The following is a 16,054-nucleotide window of genomic DNA, read 5'->3' as shown; positions in this document are numbered from 1 at the left end:
CAACGATTCCACAGGCTGCCAGGTGGCTGGCGGCGAAGGAGTGGGGCAGCGCACCTTGTTTTTGCGCAATGATCATGGGGTGGAGCAAGCGGGCGGCGCCAATGCGCGCTCGTTCGGTCGTGCGCTTGTGATCCGCAAGGCGACGCTGGCCGATAAGTTTCGCGAACGTTTCCCTGATTTCGATCTGGTTCCCGATCTCGGCTCGCGTATCGGCAGCGGCGAATGGTTCCGCGGCGTCGTGACCTGTGGCGGCCTGTGCGCGCTGGCGGTGCTGCTCTCGCCGGGGTTCGAACGGCCAATCTATGCCAATGTCCCCGCCGCGCTGACGGGTACCGATGCCGATATCGCGCATGCGCAGGCGATCGCGCCGCTCGCTGCCGGATCGGCCACGGGGACGAAGCTCGGCGCAACCAATCTCGTCGCCAACCTCACCGACACGCCCGAACGTCCGATCCTCCAGAGCACCGTGACGCTGGGCAGCGGCGGCGCGTTGCAGGCGGCGCTGACGCGGTCGGGCGTGGGCACCGCCGATGCGGCGCGTGCCGCCGACCTCGTCGCGGGCGCGGTGGCGCTGGGCGACCTCAAATCGGGCACCCAGCTTGACCTGACGCTCGGGCGCCGGATGGACAAGGCGCAGCCGCGCCCGCTCGAGAAGCTGGCGTTCCGCGCACGCTTCGACCTTAGCCTCGAGCTGGTGCGCAGCGGCGGCGGGCTGGCGCTCAACGAAATTCCGATCGCGATCGACCATACCCCGCTGCGCATCCGCGGCCGGGTCGGCGACAGCCTCTATCGCTCGGCGCGTGCCGCTGGCGTACCCGCCAAGGCGGTCGAAGCCTATATCCGCTCGATCGCGACACGTGTGCCGATCGGCCGCGTCGGCGCTGACAGCGAATTCGACATCATCGTCGAACAGGCGCGCGCTGCGACGGGCGAAGTGCAGATGGGCAACCTTCTCTATGCCGGCCTCAATGGCGGTGCGGGCAAGCTCCAGCTGGTTCGCTGGGAAGAGGATGGCCGCACCACCTGGTATGACGGGCGCGGTACCGGCGAGCGCAAGGGACAGATGGCGATGCCCGCTGCGGGCCGGATCAGCTCGGGCTTCGGCCTGCGCCGCCATCCGGTTCTGGGCTTCTCACGGATGCACAAGGGGCTGGACATCGCCGCGGGCTACGGTTCGCCGATCCGCGCCGCGAATGACGGCACGGTCGCCTTTGCCGGGCGCAATGGCGGCTATGGCAATTTCGTCCGGCTCAACCATAGCGGCGGGATGGGCACCGGCTATGGTCATATGAGCCGGATCGCGGTGAGTGGCGGCCAGCGCGTCGCGCGCGGGCAGGTGATCGGCTATGTCGGGTCGACCGGCATCTCGACCGGTCCGCACCTTCACTATGAGCTCTATCGAAACGGCGCCGCGATCAATCCGCGCTCGGTGTCCTTCTCGGTCGTCCAGGCGCTGAGCGGTGGCGATTTGCGCGAGTTCAAGGCGAAGCTTGCCCGGCTGCTGGCGGTACCGGTGGGCGGAACGCGTCACAAGAAGACCGAGAACGACGCCGCCGGTGCAAACTGACCGCCGGACATTGCTGATCGGCGGTGGCGCGCTGCTGGCCGGGCTGTCCCCGGCACGGGCAAAGGCGCGCGATACCGAAATCTGGACCTTTGATTCATTGACGAGGATCGGTGGCCTCAAGCCGCAGATCGAGGGCGCGCCGAAGCTGATCGACAGCCCGTTGGGCAGGGCGGTCGCGTTCGACGGCGTGAACGACATACTGTTCCTCGACCGGCATCCGCTGGCGGGCGCGGCGCGGTTCACGTTCGAGGCGCTGTTCCGTCCCGATGGCGGGGCGTTCGAGCAGCGCTGGTTCCACCTCGAAAGTGGTGCGGGCACCGACCCGACGGCGAAGACCGGCTCACGCATGCTGTTCGAGATCCGGGTCGAGGGCAGCGAATGGTATCTCGACACCTTCATCCTCGGCCCCGGCTATCGCCAGCCGCTGATCGTGCCGGAAAAGCGCTTCCCGACGGGCCGCTGGCACCATGTCGCGCAGAGCTATGATGGGACCACCTATCGCGCCTTCGTCAACGGCGCGCTGCAGGCCGAAGCCGCGCTGGCGTTCACTCCCCAAGGGCCGGGCCGGGCATCGGTGGGCATGCGGATGAACAAGGTCAGCCCGTTCCGCGGTGCCGTGCGGCAGGCGGCGTTCACCCGCGGTGAGGCGCCGGACCGCTTCGTGCTGGGTATTCCGAGAGGCTGATCAGCGCCCCTGCGAGCGCCAGCGCTTGATCGTGCGCTCGAGGCTCGCTTCCTCACCGCCGGTGTGTTTCCACAATTCGGAGAAGAGCGGGTCGCTCGATGCGGGGCGTTTTGCCTCGTCGAGCGAATCGAACGCGACGCGGACCGGAGTGGCGACGCCTTCGCCGACCATGATCGCTTCACGGTTGCGCAGCGCCGGGATCGAATCGAGGAAGCCGCGTGCGCCTTCGGGCATTGCCGCGCGCACAAAGGCCTGATCGCGATCGTTGTTGAGGCGCATCGCGATGATCGTGCCGCACTGCGACAACACGCCCTCGGCAAGGTCCGACGGGCGCTGCGTGATCAGGCCGAGCGAGACACCATATTTGCGGCCTTCCTTGGCAATCCGGCTCAAAATGCGACCAACCGAGGAGCCGTCGGCATTGCGTTCATTGGGGACGTAGCGGTGAGCCTCTTCGCAGACGAGCAGGATCGGGCGCTGCGATTCGCCGCGCGACCAGATCGCATAGTCGAACACCATGCGGCTGAGGACGGCCACGACGACGGAGGTGATTTCGGACGGCACGCCCGACACGTCGATGATCGAGATCGGCTTGCCGTCACCGGGCAGGCGGAAGACGCGGCTGATGAAGCTCGCCATCGTGTCAGCGACCAGCATGCCCGAAAACATGAAGGCATAGCGCGGATCGGCCTTGATCTCGTCGATCTTGCTTTTGAGGCGCAGATAGGGGGCGGTGTCGGTCGCCTTGTCCATCTTGCCCATCTCGTTCTGCAGGATCGTGGTCAGATCGGACAGGAGATAGGGGATCGGCGCATCGACGGTGAGCTTGCCGAACTCGGCGGCGAGGCGGTTCTTCTGCTTCGCCATGAGGATGCACTTGGCGAGGATGTCGCCATCGACCTGACGGTCTGAGCCCTCGGTGGTCAGGAAGACCTCGCAATGCTCTTCGAAGTTCATCAGCCAATAGGGCATGGCGAGGTTGGAGACGTCGAACAGCGCCCCGTTGGTCTTGAACGCAGCCGAATACTCGCCGTGGGGATCGATCATCACGACATGGCCCTGCGGCGCGAGTTCGCAGATACGATGCAGGATCAGCGCGGCGCTGGTCGATTTGCCGGTGCCGGTCGAGCCGAGCAGCGCGAAATGCTTGCCCAGCATGGCATCGATATAGAGCGCGGCGCGGATGTCGCGCGTCGGATGGACGTTGCCCACTTCGATGTGCGGGCGGTCATCCGCGGCGTAAATCTGGCGCAAATCGGCGGTCGATACGGGAAAGACGCCGGTGCCGGGGGAAGGATAGCGGGTGACGCCGCGGCGGAAGCCATAGAGCTTGCCGGTCAGTTTCTCTTCGACGCCTTCGCCGAGGAAATCGACCTGGGCGACGATCCGGCCGGTCGTGTCGTCGAAGCGCAGCGAGCGGACATTTGCGACCAGCCACGATGCGCCGGAGCGCATCTTCACCTGGCTGCCGACGGTGCCTGCACTGGCGATTGCGGGGTCGGCGCTTGTTGAGACATGCTCGAGGGCGGCGGGGTCGAACACCACCTCGCTCGACGCGCCGCCGATCGCGAAGACAGCGCCGATACCGGATTTCGGCGCACCACCAGCGGGCGCCGCCGCGTCGGACGCGGGACGGATCGGATCGAAATGCTGTCCGCCCATATCGTCGGTCGTCAAGGCAAGCTCCCCCGGTTCAAGCCCGACCGATATGGCGTATTCAAGGTAAAGAATGGGTGTGCATAGCGATGATGGCGTTGCAGCGCCGACTTCGGTCCACCTCAGAACCGTCGCCAGATTGCGCCTGCTGCCCAGCCGAAGAAGACCGAGAGGAACACGGCGGCCATTCCATAGAGCACCGAAGATCGCTCCGCGGCGCGCGCGATCCAACGCTCGAAGCCGGATTTACGGATGTCGATGTCGCGCACAGCCGCCGCCAGCACCCGTCCGTCGCGGATCAGGAACGTCTCCGCGGTGAAGCGGCCGACGGGGACGCGCGCGGGGATGTTGATGCGGGCGCGATAGAGGACGCTGTCCGAAATCTCGACGGTGCCGGGCGCTTCGTAATAGAGGCCGGTGCGCTTCTTGAGGTCGACCAGCCCGGCATCGAACCGCGCCTGCACTGCGGGCACTGCGCCCGAGGCGGGCGAGAGCTGGAGGCTGTCGAGCCCGAGCTCGTAAATGGCGCGGGTGCGCGCGTCGACGATATCGCGGATAGGGCGCGACGAGGCGACCGCGTAGAAGGACGGCGCCGAGCGGTAGCGGGTGCGGTCGGCATTGACCCAGATGCCGGCGATCTTCTGCTTTTCACGCACCAGCACCGATTCGGTCGGCCCCTTCACGACCACGACGATGTCCGCGGGCGGTTCGCCGGGCTGCGCGGCGCTGCCCCCGGCATGGACGATCGCGCCGAACAGCAACAGGTCGGCGCCGGTGAAGCTATAAGCGATCTCGATCTCGCGCTGGGAGACGTCAGGGACGAGAACAGGCTTGGCCTGTCCCATCAGCAGCGGCGCAGCGAGCGCGAGGAGGAGCGCAACACGCTTCATCCCGGCTGCACCGTGAAGATCTCGTCGGGACGCCACGCGAGGCCGAGCACCATGCGTAGCGCCACCAGCAGCACCATGACGGCGAGCGCGAGGCGGAGATATTCGGGCTTCGCTTTCGCCGCGAAGCGCGCGCCGACCTGCGCGCCGACCACCGATCCGAGCAGCAGCAGCACCGCGAGGACGATGTCCACCGCCTTGGTCGTCACCGAATGGACCATCGTCGCTGCGGCGCTGACGAACAGGATCTGGAACAGCGAAGTGCCGACCACGACCTGTGCGGGCATTCCGAGCAGATAGAGCATCGCCGGGATCAGGATGAACCCGCCGCCAACGCCGAGCAGCATCGTCAGGATACCGGTCGCAAAGCCGAGCAACAGCGGAGCGAGCGGCGAGATGTAGAGGCCCGACCGATAGAAGCGCCAGCGTAGCGGCAGCGCGGCGACCATCGGGTGGTGCCGCCGCCGCCTGGCCTTGGGCGCAGAGCCGAGCCGCTGGGCGCGGATCGCCCCGAGCGATTCCGAAAGCATCAGCCAGCCAATCGAACCGAGCATGAGCACATAAAGGATCGCGATTACGGTATCGATCTGTCCCGTTGCCTGAAGCAGCCTGAACAGCAGCGCGCCGGCGCCCGATCCCAGGACCCCGCCGGCGATCAGGACTCCGCCCATGTGGAGGTCGACTCCCTCGCGGCGAAGGTGCGCGAATACACCCGAGACGCTCGCGCCGGTCACCTGGCTGGCGGACGAGGCCGCGGCCACCGTGGGCGGAATGCCATAGACGATGAGCAACGGCGTGGTGAGAAACCCGCCGCCGACGCCGAACATGCCCGACAGCAATCCGACGCCCAGCCCCAGCATCACGATCACGACCGCGTTGACCGATAGATTGGCGATGGGAAGGTAGAGATCCATGGGCAGACCATGCCTAGACCCTGATCAGGGCATGCGGAAGGCGGATGCGGACGAAAGTTTGCTAGAAGTCTGCGCCGACGCTGAGCGCAGGGCCGGAACCGGGTTGGGCGTTTCCGGCGACTCGCTCGCGCCAGTCGAGTGCGAGACGCAGCGCATTGTCGCCGACGGGCACGCTGGCGACCGCGCTGGGGCCGATATCGAGCCGCGTTACGCCGCGCTGTGCCGCACCCCAGGCCCCTGCCCCAAGGTCGAGACGGGCGCGGCCGGCGGTTGCGATCTGGTGCGTGACGCGCAGCGCTCCGTCGGCGAAAGGGTCGATGCGCGCGCGCGCGACCGCGCCCGCCTGACCATAGGCCTCGAGACTGAAATCGAGTGGGAGCGGAACGGCATAGAGTCCCGCCACCACGCCCACCGCCGGGCCGCCCGGCGCGCCGTCGAGCCCTGCGCGATACTCGACGACAACGCGGACCGGGGCGGTGGTCGGCTGCCATTCGATTCCCGCGGCGGCCTCGCTGCCCCGGCCGGCGAGCGGGGCGGTCAACCGCGCGAACAGCGCAATCCGCCCGCTTCCGGGGTGATAGGCGACACGCAGTCCGGCCTGATCGCCGCCGAGCATCGGTCCGCCGGATGAGGTCCCGCGGCGGGTGACGAGCCACGCGCTGGCGGACCAGCGCGAAGGCTGGGCGGATTGAGGAATCAATACAGGAGCGGCAGGGCGGGGCAGCGCGCCGGAGGGGGCACCGAGCACCTCTTCACGTCCGAAGCTGATCAGACCGAGCATCGCGAGATCGGCGCGCGCTGGATCGCTGTGCTGTGCCACGGGACCGGTCGCGACGAGCGGAATAGCGTGGATGGCCATCGCAATCGGCCTGCGAGGCATGACTGTCGGCGGCACAGGTCGCGGAGCTTGTGCAGTGGCCGCTTGTGCGGGGAGCAGCGGGAAGGCGGCCTCGATCGCCTGGGGAAGCGTCGCGCCCTCGGGCCACAGCATGATCGTCCGCGTACTCGCCCAGCCGATGGCGACCAGCGCGACGAAGCGGAGCGGCCGCCCGTTCATGCGGCGCCGCTTTCGCCGGTTTCAGGGAAATGGTGCTCGGTCTTGTCCCACACTGGCGGTTTGCCGCGCAATGTGGGCAGGTAGATCACGATTGCCCGCCGCGCCGCGAGGAGCGCGACGAGGTTCGCGACGAACAGCCGCGGAACCGACAACAAAGCTTCGACCAGCCCGAATGCGTGCGCGGTGAAGCGCATCCGCATTGCAATGCGCCAGCCCAGCAACACCAGATTCGCTGCAAGCAGGATCGCCAGTCCGCCTTGCGGCGTGGGTAACGGCGTCCCGATCACGAGATGCGCGCCGAGCGACAGACCCCAGGCCAGGAGCGCGACGTAGGCGATAGCGAGGACAGGAATCGCCAGCGTCGCGCGCCGGTCGCGCATCCGCATCCAGTGCTCACCCATCGAACCACCGCGCGCCCAGCCGGTCCGGTCCCAGCCCGCAAGCGCGATCCCGGTCATCCAGCGCGCCTTCTGGCGAACCGCAGCGTGCAGTGAGGCGGGGAAATAGGCACGCACGGCAACCAGCGTGTTGTCGCGATCATAGGCCCGCGCAAGCTTGGTTCGCCCACCCATCGCGGCGACGGTGAGGCCGAGTTCATAGTCTTCGGTCAGGCTGGATTCGTCGAACGGAAGCCCGCCGCGTGCCTGCGCAATCTGCCCCAGCAGTGCCCGGTCGATCGCGCAGCCGACCCCGGCAAAGGGAAGCGCCGCGCCCAGCGCCTCGCGCACCGCAAGGTTCTTGGCGTGCGCTTCAGCGAACTCGTCGAGGTAATGGCCGGCGATCAGCGGCGCGCGCGGGTCGGGGAGTGGGAGGACCGGGATCTGCACCGCCTGATGGTCCACAAGCCACGCGGCCATCACGCCAAGCTCGTCGGGATGCACCACATCCTCGGCATCGTGCAGCACGACCGCGCGCACGGGCGTTTCCTCGGCCTCGTCGCGCAGCAACGCGCGCCAGACGGCGTTGAGGCAATCGGCCTTGGTCGTCGCGCCGGGCAAGGGGTTGATGACGATGCGCACACGATCGTCGGTAGCCGCGACGGCACCGACCGCGGCGAGCGTTGCCGGATCATTGGGGTAGACGCCGACATAGATGCGGTAATCGAGATAGGTATAACGCGCGAGCGCGGTTCGCAGCATCGGGCCGATCACCTGCGCTTCGTCCCATGCGGCCACGAAGATCGCGATCCGGCCATTGTTGCAGAGCGGCGTGCGCTGCGGCTCGGGCTGCCACCATCTGCGCAGGCGCGACCAGAGGAAGACCAGATCGACCAACAGGTCATCGATCCCGCCGATCAGGAATCCGATCGCAGCGAACAGCATCGCCTCGCGCGCAACGGCGTCGATCGCCGAAATGACCGCATCGACGCCTGGCAACGGCATCCCCCCCGATTCGGATCAGCGATTGTCCGATTCGGACAGGATGGGATCAAGTGCCTGTTTCGATTCGCGAAAAACACAAAAACGCCGATATCCCGAGGGATACCGGCGTCCTGAATTCTTAAACTGGGTCCGAAACGGATTAACCGTCGTAGTCGGCGCCCAGATTCTGGTTGCGCGGCGGCGCAGCAGCGGTGAGGCGAAGCGCTTCCGCCGATGCGGCGAGCGAGCCAACCTCATCGGGTGCCTCTTCGTCGTCGATCTGCACGCGCTGCAGGCTGCCGACCAGCGATTCCTCGAGCGTGTCGGGGCGCACGGTCTCTTCGGCGATCTCGCGCAGTGCGACGACCGGGTTCTTGTCGCGATCGCGCTCGATCGTCAGGTCGGCACCGCCGGAGATCTGCCGTGCGCGCTGCGCAGCAAGCAACACCAGGTCGAACCGGTTGGAGATCTTGTCGACGCAATCCTCGACTGTAACGCGCGCCATGAAACGCTTCCTTTGGGCAGAGATACAGGAAAGGGGGCCAATTAGGGATGCCCCCTCCAAGAGTCAAGAAAATCGGGAGTGGGTGCGACGCCGGGCTGGCGGTCGCGGCAGGCTTGGTGCAATCCGTCGGGAGATGGAGCAGGCCGACCCGATCCGATCCGCAGGTCCGCCCGGCCTGCCTGCCGACCCCCCGCCGCAGCCGGTGTTCGCGGTTGAGGGCAACCGGTTGACGTTGCTCGACACCGGGCCACGACGGCTGGATACACTGTTCGATCTGATCGACGGTGCACGCCGCTCGCTGCGGCTGCTCTACTATATCTACACCGACGACGGGGTGGGGGAGCGGGTGCGCGAAGCGCTGGCCGCAGCGGCGGCGCGCGGTGTCGAGGTAACGCTGATCGTCGACGGGCTGGGCAGCGATCCGGCCTATGATCGGGACTTCTTTGCGCCGTTGCGCGAAGCGGGAGGCAAGGTCTGCTTCTTCGTACCGCGGCTCGGGCGCCGCTATCTGTTGCGCAACCATCAGAAGATCGCGCTCGCCGATGCGGAAACAGCAGATGCGCGGATCGTAATCGGCGGCTTCAACATTCAAGACGACTATTTCGGCGCGCCGGGCACCGGCGCGTGGCGCGACCTGGGGCTGCTGGTCGAGGGGCCGGCGGCGGCGCGGCTCGCGGGCTATTTCGACGCACTGTGGCGCTGGGCGAAGCGGCCGCGTGCACCGCTGCGCGTGCTGCGCAAGGCGCTGGCCGAGTGGAGCGAACCCGCGGGCCAGCTGCGCTGGCTGCTCGGCGGGCCGACGCGCAAGCTGTCGCCCTGGGCGCGTGCGGTTCGCCGCGACCTCAAACATGCGCGGCGGATCGATATTCTTGCCGCCTATTTCTTTCCCAGTCCGGCGATGCTGATGCGGCTGGATCGCGCGGCGCGGCGCGGCGGGCAGGTGCGCGTGATCGTCCCCTCGATCACGGACAATTACCTGACGCTCTATGCGGCGCGCTTCACCTATCGCGGCTTGCTGCGGCGCGGGGTGCGGATCTTCGAGTATCTGCCGACCAAGCTGCACACCAAATTGTTCGTGATCGACGATGCGGTGCAGATCGGATCGGCCAATTTCGATACGCGCAGCCTGTTCCTCAACCTTGAGGTGATGCTGCGGATCGAGGACCATGTGTTCGCCGCGCATGTCCGCGCCTATGTCGACGCGGAGGTGGCACGGTCGCTGGAGGTGACGCGCGAACTGCATCGCGCGCGTACCGGGCTGTGGACGCGGATCAAGCAGGCGGCGGTGTATCTGGTGGTCGCCGTGCTCGACTATCGCGTGACGCGCTTCCTCAATTTCGGGCCGCGCGACTGACCCCGGACGCGATGGTCCGGGGCCATCCGGGTCATTTCACGACGGCCAGTTCCTTTTCGGTCTTGGCCAGCACCTCAGGCGTCAGCTTGTCGGCAGCGTAGCTCGACAGCTGCTTGAGGCTCATGCCCTTGAACATCTCGTAGGATTCATGCGTGCTGATGCCGGGCAGATTGGCTTCGAGCACCGCCTTGGCCTTCGCGTCGGCGACGAGATCCTGGACAGGGGTGTCGAGATTGAACTTGGCGGCTGCTGCTGCATCAGCGGCCGGAGCGGGCGCTGGAGCCGGAGTGGTTTGGGCCACTGCAGCGGGCGCGAGCGAAACGGCCGCGAGCGCGGCGAACAGGGCGATCTTCATGGAACCACATCCCTCCCAACGGCACGCGGGAATCGCGGCCGGCCCATGGGGCGGCGCGGAACCTAGCGCGGCGATGCGGCGGGCGCGAGAGGGCCTAGCGTGATCATCCAGAAATCGGGCGGAGCGCCAAACCGGAAGGGCAGCACGCTGGTGCCGATCCCCGCCGAGACGATGGTGGTGCGCCCGCGCTCACGCATCATGCCGCAGGCATAGCGCTCACCATAGCGCGATGCGGTAGCGAGGTAGCCGACCAGCGGGAGCACGATCTGGCCGCAATGGGTGTGCCCGGCGAGCACCAGCCCGAATTGCGGGGGAAGGACGGGGGTGATGTCTGGGCTGTGGCTCAGCACGACGGTAGGGCCGGGAAGTGCGGCGGCGGAACGGGTGAGCGCCTCGATATCGGCGTTGCGGGTGTGGATGTCGTCGGCACCGGCGATGGTGAGCGGCCCGGCGCGCACTGCCTGATTGACGAGGACGGGGATGCCCGCGGCGGTGACCGCGCGCTGCATCGTCGGTCCATCGCGCCAATGGTCGTGATTCCCCAGTACCGCATAGATGCCGAGCGGTGCTTTGAGGCTCTTGAGCGAGGCGGCGATCTCGGCCTCCGAATAGAGGCGCGTGCGCAGCGTGCGGTCGCCGCTGAAATCGCCTGCGATCAGGATGAGGTCGGGCTCCTGTGCGTTCACCTGCGCTGCGATGCGCGCCATGCGCTCGGGGCTGAGGTCTGGACCCTGGACATGGAGATCGGCGAGCAGTGCGACACGGACCGGCGGCGTACCCGCGGGCCAGCTCTGGAAGGCGACATTGGCCGACCGCACAACCGGATCGGCGATGGCGTTGCGATAGCCAAGCACCGGCACCGCCAGCGCGAGCAGCAGCAAGACGACGAGGATGCGCTTCACTTGGGGAGGTTGGCTTCCAGCTCATCGAGCCAGGGTCTGGCCGTGCTGTCCGACGGCGCACGCCAGTCGCCGCGTGGCGAAAGCGCTCCACCCGGCGAGACCTTCGGCCCGTTGGGAATCGCGGTGCGTTTGAACTGGCTGGTGATGAAGAAGCGGACGAGGAACTTTTCCAGCCAAAAGCGAATCGTGGGGAGGTCGTATTGCGTGCGTGCAGCGGCCGGAATGCCGATCGGCCAGTCGCCCGCCGCGGCGTCCTTCCATGCATGCCAGGCGAGGAAGGCGATCTTCGAAGGGGGCGCGCCCTGACGCACGGTATAATGGAGGAAGAAGTCATTGAGTGAATAGGGGCCGATCTTGCTCTCGGTGCTCTGCATCGCGCCGTCGGCGTCGGCAGGCACCAGCTCGGGCGAGATTTCCTGCGCGAGGATCGCTTCCAGGATCTTGTCGGTCGCGGCGTCGAACTGGTCGGTCGCGACGCACCAGCGGATCAGGAACTGGATCAGCGTCTTGGGCACGCCCGCATTGACGGCGTAGTGCGACATGTGATCGCCGACGCCATAGGTGCACCAGCCGAGTGCCAGCTCGGAGAGGTCGCCGGTGCCGACGACGAAGCCGCCGCGCTGGTTGGCGAGGCGGAAGAGATAGTCGGTGCGAAGGCCCGCCTGCACATTCTCGAAGGTGATGTCGTAGACCGGTTCGCCTGTCGCATAGGGGTGGCCCATGTCGGTGAGCAGCTGGTTCGCCGCCGGGCGGATGTCGATTTCCTCTCCCGTGATACCGAGCGCCTTCATCAGCGCCCAGGCATTGGCCTTGGTCCCTTCACCGGTTGCGAAGCCGGGCATGGTGAAGCCGAGGATGTTCGCGCGCGGCAGGCCGAGACGGTCCATCGCTCTGGCCGCGACGATCAGCGCGTGGGTGGAATCGAGACCGCCCGAGATCCCGATGACGAGCCGCTGTGACCCGGTCGATTCGATGCGCTTGCGCAAGCCTTCGACCTGGATGTTGAAGGCTTCGTAGCAATCTTCGTCGAGCTTTTCGGGGGTGTTGGGGACGAAGGGATAGCGGCGGATCTTTCGGTGCAGCCCGATGTCGTCGAAGCCCGGATCATGATGGAAGGCGACGCGGCGGAATTCGGTTTCGGGGTGGCCGAGTGCGGCGGCGCTGTCGTTGAAGGTGCCGTTGCGCATCCGCTCCTGCCGGATACGGGCGACGTCGATATCGGTGAGGACCAGCTCTTCCTCGAGGTCGAAGCGGCCCGAAGCGGCGAGCTGCTCGCCCAGCTCGTGGATCAGGCTCTGCCCGTCCCAGGCGAGATCGGTGGTGCTCTCGCCCGGCCCGGCGGCGGAGAAGATATAGGCCGCGGCGGCGCGTTCCGACTGCGCTGCGCAGAGCATCGCGCGCTGGCGTGCCTTGCCGATGGTGACGTTGGAGGCGGAGAGGTTGCAGAGGATCGTCGCGCCCGCGAGCGCGCCATAGGTAGAGGGCGGGATCGGCGCCCAGAAATCCTCGCAAATCTCGGCATGGAAGACGAAGTCGGGGAGGTCGTCGGCGGCGAAGATCAGGTCGGGGCCGAACGGCACGGTCTGGCCCGCGATCTCGATCTCGCCGGACAGGCCAAGGCCCGAGGCGAACCAGCGCTTCTCATAATATTCGCGATAATTGGGCAGGAAGGTCTTGGGGACGACCCCCAGCACGCGCCCGCGCGCGATCACCACGGCGCAATTGTAGAGGCGGCCGTTGCGCTCGAGCACGGCGCCGACGACCAGCGCCGGCCGCAGCTTCGTGCTGGCGGCGACCAGATCAGCGAGGCCCTGACGCGTGGCGCGTAAAATGGCGTCCTGCAGGTGCAGATCGTCGAGCGCATAGCCGGTGATGCCGAGTTCGGTGAAGACAAGCAGGTCGGCGCCCGCAGCGTCACCCTGTTTCGCGAGCGCAATGTGCGAGGCGGTGTTGGCGGCGATGTCGCCAACGGTCGCGCGCGGGGTGCAGGCACCGACGCGTACCAGCCCGTGCGAATGGATCGAATAGAATGGATGCTTTGCCATCTGCCGCCTGTCCCGTCAGTTGCCGGGGATGTAGCGGCTCGGGCGCGCCGACGCCACTAGAGCGTCAGGCGGTCTTTTCGGCGTAGATCATCCGGCCTTCGCCGAGCAGGGTGAAGACCTTGTCGAGCTCGTTCTCACCCACGGCGAAACAGCCCTGGCTGCGGCCGAGCTTGCCGTGCTTGGCGATCATGTCGGCGTTCGAATACCAGGCGGCGTGGATCACGATCGCCCGGTCGAGCGCGTTGTTGTTCGTGGCGTCGAGCCCGATCAGCCGCTGCGAGAGCTGATGCTTGCCGACATAATAGTTGGAGGCGAGGAACGCGCCTTCGCAGGTCGCCTCCGAATTCACCTCGTTCGAGAAATGCTGGAGCATGCCGGTATGCCCGGGATCCGATCCGATGCCGTGTGAGACGAGCATCGACCGCGTCGCGCCATTGTGCAGATCGACGAAGTGGAAGCGTAGCCGCGACGACGGAATCGAGAAATCGGCGATCGCGATCCGGTCCTGCTGGCGGATGCGGCTGCCGTGGCGCTGGAGCGCAGCCATCGCGCGCTGGAACAGTTCGGGCCGGATGCCGCGCGGGGCGGTGGTGATCTGGACCGGCTGGATGATCGGCGTCGCGACCGGTGGTGCGGGCACCGCAACCGGTGCGGCCGGCGCGGGAACGGCGGCCGTGGTGACGCTGCGTGCTGCGCAACCCGCAAGCAAACCCGTACCCGCGACCGCAGCCGCCGACTTCAAAAATGCGCGGCGCGAAGCGACCGCGTTGACCAGTTCATTCATGCGCTGTCTGCGCCCCGACTAAAACTCGCTCTGCAACAGAATATAGCAAATGAATCTTCCGATTCCCCTGAACAAGTTCCCTAAAATACACCCGTTCACCCCGTCTGCGGCCCGGTTTGTCGTTCGGGCCCGGCCCGGAACGGGACCGCGCCGATCACGGATTCGGCTTTGAAACGCCGGAACTGCGTGGCACCCGTTTGGTTGAAGCGCTGCTAACCATTGGCGAGTCGAGGCGGAGAATCGTGGCTGTGCGGATGCGGTTTCGGGTGATGCTGGCGGGGGGACTGGGCTTTGCGCTTGCCGCTGCCATGCCAGCCGCCGCTCAGCAGGTTCGCGCGGTCGGAGGCGAGGAACTGCTGCTGCGCAACGGCCAATGGGCGTGGCTGGAGGACGGCGCATTTCAGAAGGCCGGCGGACCGGGGTCGATTTCGATCCTGATCAGCCTGCCGGGGCAGATCGCCTATGTTTATCGCGACGGGGTGCTGATCGCGGCCTCGACGGTTTCGACGGGCAAGCGCGGCAAATCGACTCCGGCGGGCGACTTCACCATCCTGCAGAAGCGCGAATTCCACCGCTCCAATCTCTACAGCAACGCACCGATGCCGTTCATGCAACGGTTGACCTGGACTGGCATCGCGCTGCACGCCGGGGTGCTGCCGGGCTATCCGGCATCGCATGGCTGCATCCGATTTCCGCGCGAATTCGCGCGGCGATTGTTCGAGCTTACCGAACTGGGCGCACCGGTCTCGATCGTGAACTACGAGATCGAGGACCCGCGCGTGCGCCGAGGCGTTCCACGGCTGGTTCCCGAACAGGTGGCGAAAGCCCCCGATCCTCCGCCGTTCCTGAGCACCGACCCTGCGGTGTTCCAGGTGGGCGGGTTCGATCAGGTGACCGCAAGTAACGACGTCATCATCCCGGTGGTCGAAACACGCGATGTGGTGAGCGAGGGCGGTGTCGTCTTCGCGCCGCTGGAGCCGGTGGTGCAGCAGGCTCCAGACAAGCGGCGTTAAGGTTTCTCAGCTTCGCTGAAGTCGTTGCGGCTAACCCGTCACGCAGGCGGCGCGTAATTCACCGGGGCGACCGACCAGGCGAAGGGGCGGAGCGGACCGCCCAAAGCGACGACCAGCGCCTCCTCGATCCGGCGGCGGCTTTCCGCGGCGATCGCCTTGCGGCCCGGAAAGTCGCGCGGATCGAAGGGGTCGAGAAAGTGGATGCGCAGCGGGAAGCTGTGCCGGCGCGCGAGCACACGGCGGGCGTTGTTGATCCCGCCCTCGTCGCCGACCCAGCCGATCTCTTCGGCGACGGCGCCGTAGTCGAGTAGTACCGGCTGTACCATCACCCCGGGCGGCGGCGGTTCGAGGACGCGGAGCATCGGCGTCTTGAACGGAAGCAGCGAGTGGCCGTCAGTCGTGGTGCCTTCGGGGAAGACGGCGATTGCCCAGTTGTCGGCGAGCGCATCGCGAAGCTGGTTGATCTGTTCGGCGACGCCCATCCGGTTCTCGCGCTTCACATAGACGGTGCGGTTGAGCCCCGCGAGCCATCCCACAACCGGAGTTGCGCCGATCTCTGCCTTGGCGACGAAAGCGGTGCCGCTCGCGCCACCGAGCGCGAGGATGTCGATCCACGATAGGTGGTTCGAGATGTAGAAAACGTCACGGCGGAGCGGGGTGCCGATCACCTCGACTCGCGCCCCCGCGATCCGCCCGACGCGTCGCAGGAACCAGCGCGGCCAGGGGGATGGCAGGCGCAGCAGCCGCCATAAATAGTGCATCGGCACATGGGTGAGCAGGGTGAGCAGCAGCAAGCCGATTCGCCGCCAGAAGCGAAAGGCCTCGGTCGGAGTGAGCCTGGTCTGCTCGCCGCGCGCAGCGGCGAGACGGCGATCCGCAAGGCGTTCCGTCACGCTATCCCCCCGTTCGTGCTGAGCTTGTCGAAGCGCTGGCCTGTTCGTCTTGCGCTGCGCGGAAAGAACAGGGCTT

Annotated in this window: 15 protein-coding genes; 4 read left to right on the top strand and 11 right to left on the bottom strand. The window is 66.7% G+C overall.

Annotation, left to right across the window (positions count from 1 at the left end):
• Positions 1-79 precede the first annotated feature (79 nt).
• Together AC07NK_RS01295 and AC07NK_RS01290 are read left to right on the top strand one after the other, a co-directional pair.
• Positions 80-1,567 carry a M23 family metallopeptidase gene (locus AC07NK_RS01295; protein ID WP_495168761.1) on the top strand — a complete coding sequence of 496 codons (1,488 nt, stop codon included), beginning with the start codon at positions 80-82 and terminating at the stop codon, positions 1,565-1,567.
• A complete protein-coding gene (locus AC07NK_RS01290; protein WP_495168760.1) occupies positions 1,557-2,252 on the top strand; it encodes a LamG-like jellyroll fold domain-containing protein in 696 nt (231 codons plus the stop codon). The genes AC07NK_RS01295 and AC07NK_RS01290 overlap by 11 nt, the downstream gene beginning before the upstream one ends.
• On the opposite strand, the gene AC07NK_RS01285 is transcribed toward AC07NK_RS01290, so the two are convergent.
• From AC07NK_RS01285 to rpoZ, 6 genes are all read right to left on the bottom strand, one after another.
• Positions 2,253-3,914 carry an ATP-binding protein gene (locus tag AC07NK_RS01285; RefSeq protein ID WP_495169612.1) on the bottom strand — a complete coding sequence of 554 codons (1,662 nt, stop codon included), beginning with the start codon at positions 3,912-3,914 and terminating at the stop codon, positions 2,253-2,255. It lies immediately after the preceding gene.
• A gap of 116 nt (positions 3,915-4,030) precedes the next feature.
• Positions 4,031-4,798 carry a TIGR02186 family protein gene (locus tag AC07NK_RS01280; protein WP_495168759.1) on the bottom strand — a complete coding sequence of 256 codons (768 nt, stop codon included), beginning with the start codon at positions 4,796-4,798 and terminating at the stop codon, positions 4,031-4,033.
• The gene (locus AC07NK_RS01275) at positions 4,795-5,709 is read right to left on the bottom strand and encodes a sulfite exporter TauE/SafE family protein (RefSeq protein ID WP_495168758.1); all 915 of its coding nucleotides are present in this window, start codon (positions 5,707-5,709) and stop codon (positions 4,795-4,797) included. Before AC07NK_RS01275 ends, AC07NK_RS01280 begins: the two co-directional genes overlap by 4 nt.
• 61 nt (positions 5,710-5,770) lie before the next feature.
• Complete coding sequence (locus AC07NK_RS01270) at positions 5,771-6,766, bottom strand: hypothetical protein (protein WP_495168757.1); 996 nt, start codon at positions 6,764-6,766, stop codon at positions 5,771-5,773.
• Positions 6,763-8,148, bottom strand: a complete 1,386-nt coding sequence (locus tag AC07NK_RS01265; RefSeq protein ID WP_495168756.1) for a glycosyl transferase family protein — start codon at positions 8,146-8,148, stop codon at positions 6,763-6,765. The genes AC07NK_RS01270 and AC07NK_RS01265 overlap by 4 nt, the downstream gene beginning before the upstream one ends.
• 139 nt (positions 8,149-8,287) lie before the next feature.
• Positions 8,288-8,632, bottom strand: a complete 345-nt coding sequence (gene rpoZ / locus AC07NK_RS01260) for a DNA-directed RNA polymerase subunit omega (protein ID WP_495168755.1) — start codon at positions 8,630-8,632, stop codon at positions 8,288-8,290.
• A gap of 133 nt (positions 8,633-8,765) precedes the next feature.
• Between rpoZ and AC07NK_RS01255 the strand changes: the two genes are divergently transcribed.
• Positions 8,766-9,986, top strand: coding sequence for a phospholipase D-like domain-containing protein (locus AC07NK_RS01255; protein ID WP_495168754.1), 1,221 nt, complete (start codon positions 8,766-8,768; stop codon positions 9,984-9,986).
• Positions 9,987-10,017: 31 nt separating this feature from the next.
• Here AC07NK_RS01255 and AC07NK_RS01250 read toward each other — a convergent pair whose 3' ends face one another.
• The 4 genes from AC07NK_RS01250 to AC07NK_RS01235 form a co-directional block, all read right to left on the bottom strand.
• Positions 10,018-10,341, bottom strand: coding sequence for a hypothetical protein (locus tag AC07NK_RS01250; RefSeq protein ID WP_495168753.1), 324 nt, complete (start codon positions 10,339-10,341; stop codon positions 10,018-10,020).
• 62 nt (positions 10,342-10,403) lie between these two features.
• Positions 10,404-11,243, bottom strand: coding sequence for a metallophosphoesterase (locus tag AC07NK_RS01245; RefSeq protein ID WP_495168752.1), 840 nt, complete (start codon positions 11,241-11,243; stop codon positions 10,404-10,406).
• Complete coding sequence (locus tag AC07NK_RS01240; protein ID WP_495168751.1) at positions 11,240-13,288, bottom strand: NAD(+) synthase; 2,049 nt, start codon at positions 13,286-13,288, stop codon at positions 11,240-11,242. Before AC07NK_RS01240 ends, AC07NK_RS01245 begins: the two co-directional genes overlap by 4 nt.
• 64 nt (positions 13,289-13,352) lie before the next feature.
• Positions 13,353-14,072, bottom strand: a complete 720-nt coding sequence (locus tag AC07NK_RS01235; RefSeq protein WP_495168750.1) for a murein L,D-transpeptidase catalytic domain-containing protein — start codon at positions 14,070-14,072, stop codon at positions 13,353-13,355.
• Positions 14,073-14,314: 242 nt separating this feature from the next.
• Between AC07NK_RS01235 and AC07NK_RS01230 the strand changes: the two genes are divergently transcribed.
• Positions 14,315-15,085, top strand: a complete 771-nt coding sequence (locus tag AC07NK_RS01230; protein ID WP_495168749.1) for a L,D-transpeptidase family protein — start codon at positions 14,315-14,317, stop codon at positions 15,083-15,085.
• Positions 15,086-15,123: 38 nt separating this feature from the next.
• Here the strand turns inward: AC07NK_RS01230 and AC07NK_RS01225 are convergent, their stop codons facing one another.
• Complete coding sequence (locus AC07NK_RS01225) at positions 15,124-15,978, bottom strand: lysophospholipid acyltransferase family protein (protein WP_495168748.1); 855 nt, start codon at positions 15,976-15,978, stop codon at positions 15,124-15,126.
• Positions 15,979-16,054 lie beyond the last annotated feature (76 nt).

Source organism: Sphingomonas sp. GW821-FHT09B04, assembly GCF_059418285.1.
This window is presented reverse-complemented; position numbering and strand designations above follow the sequence as displayed.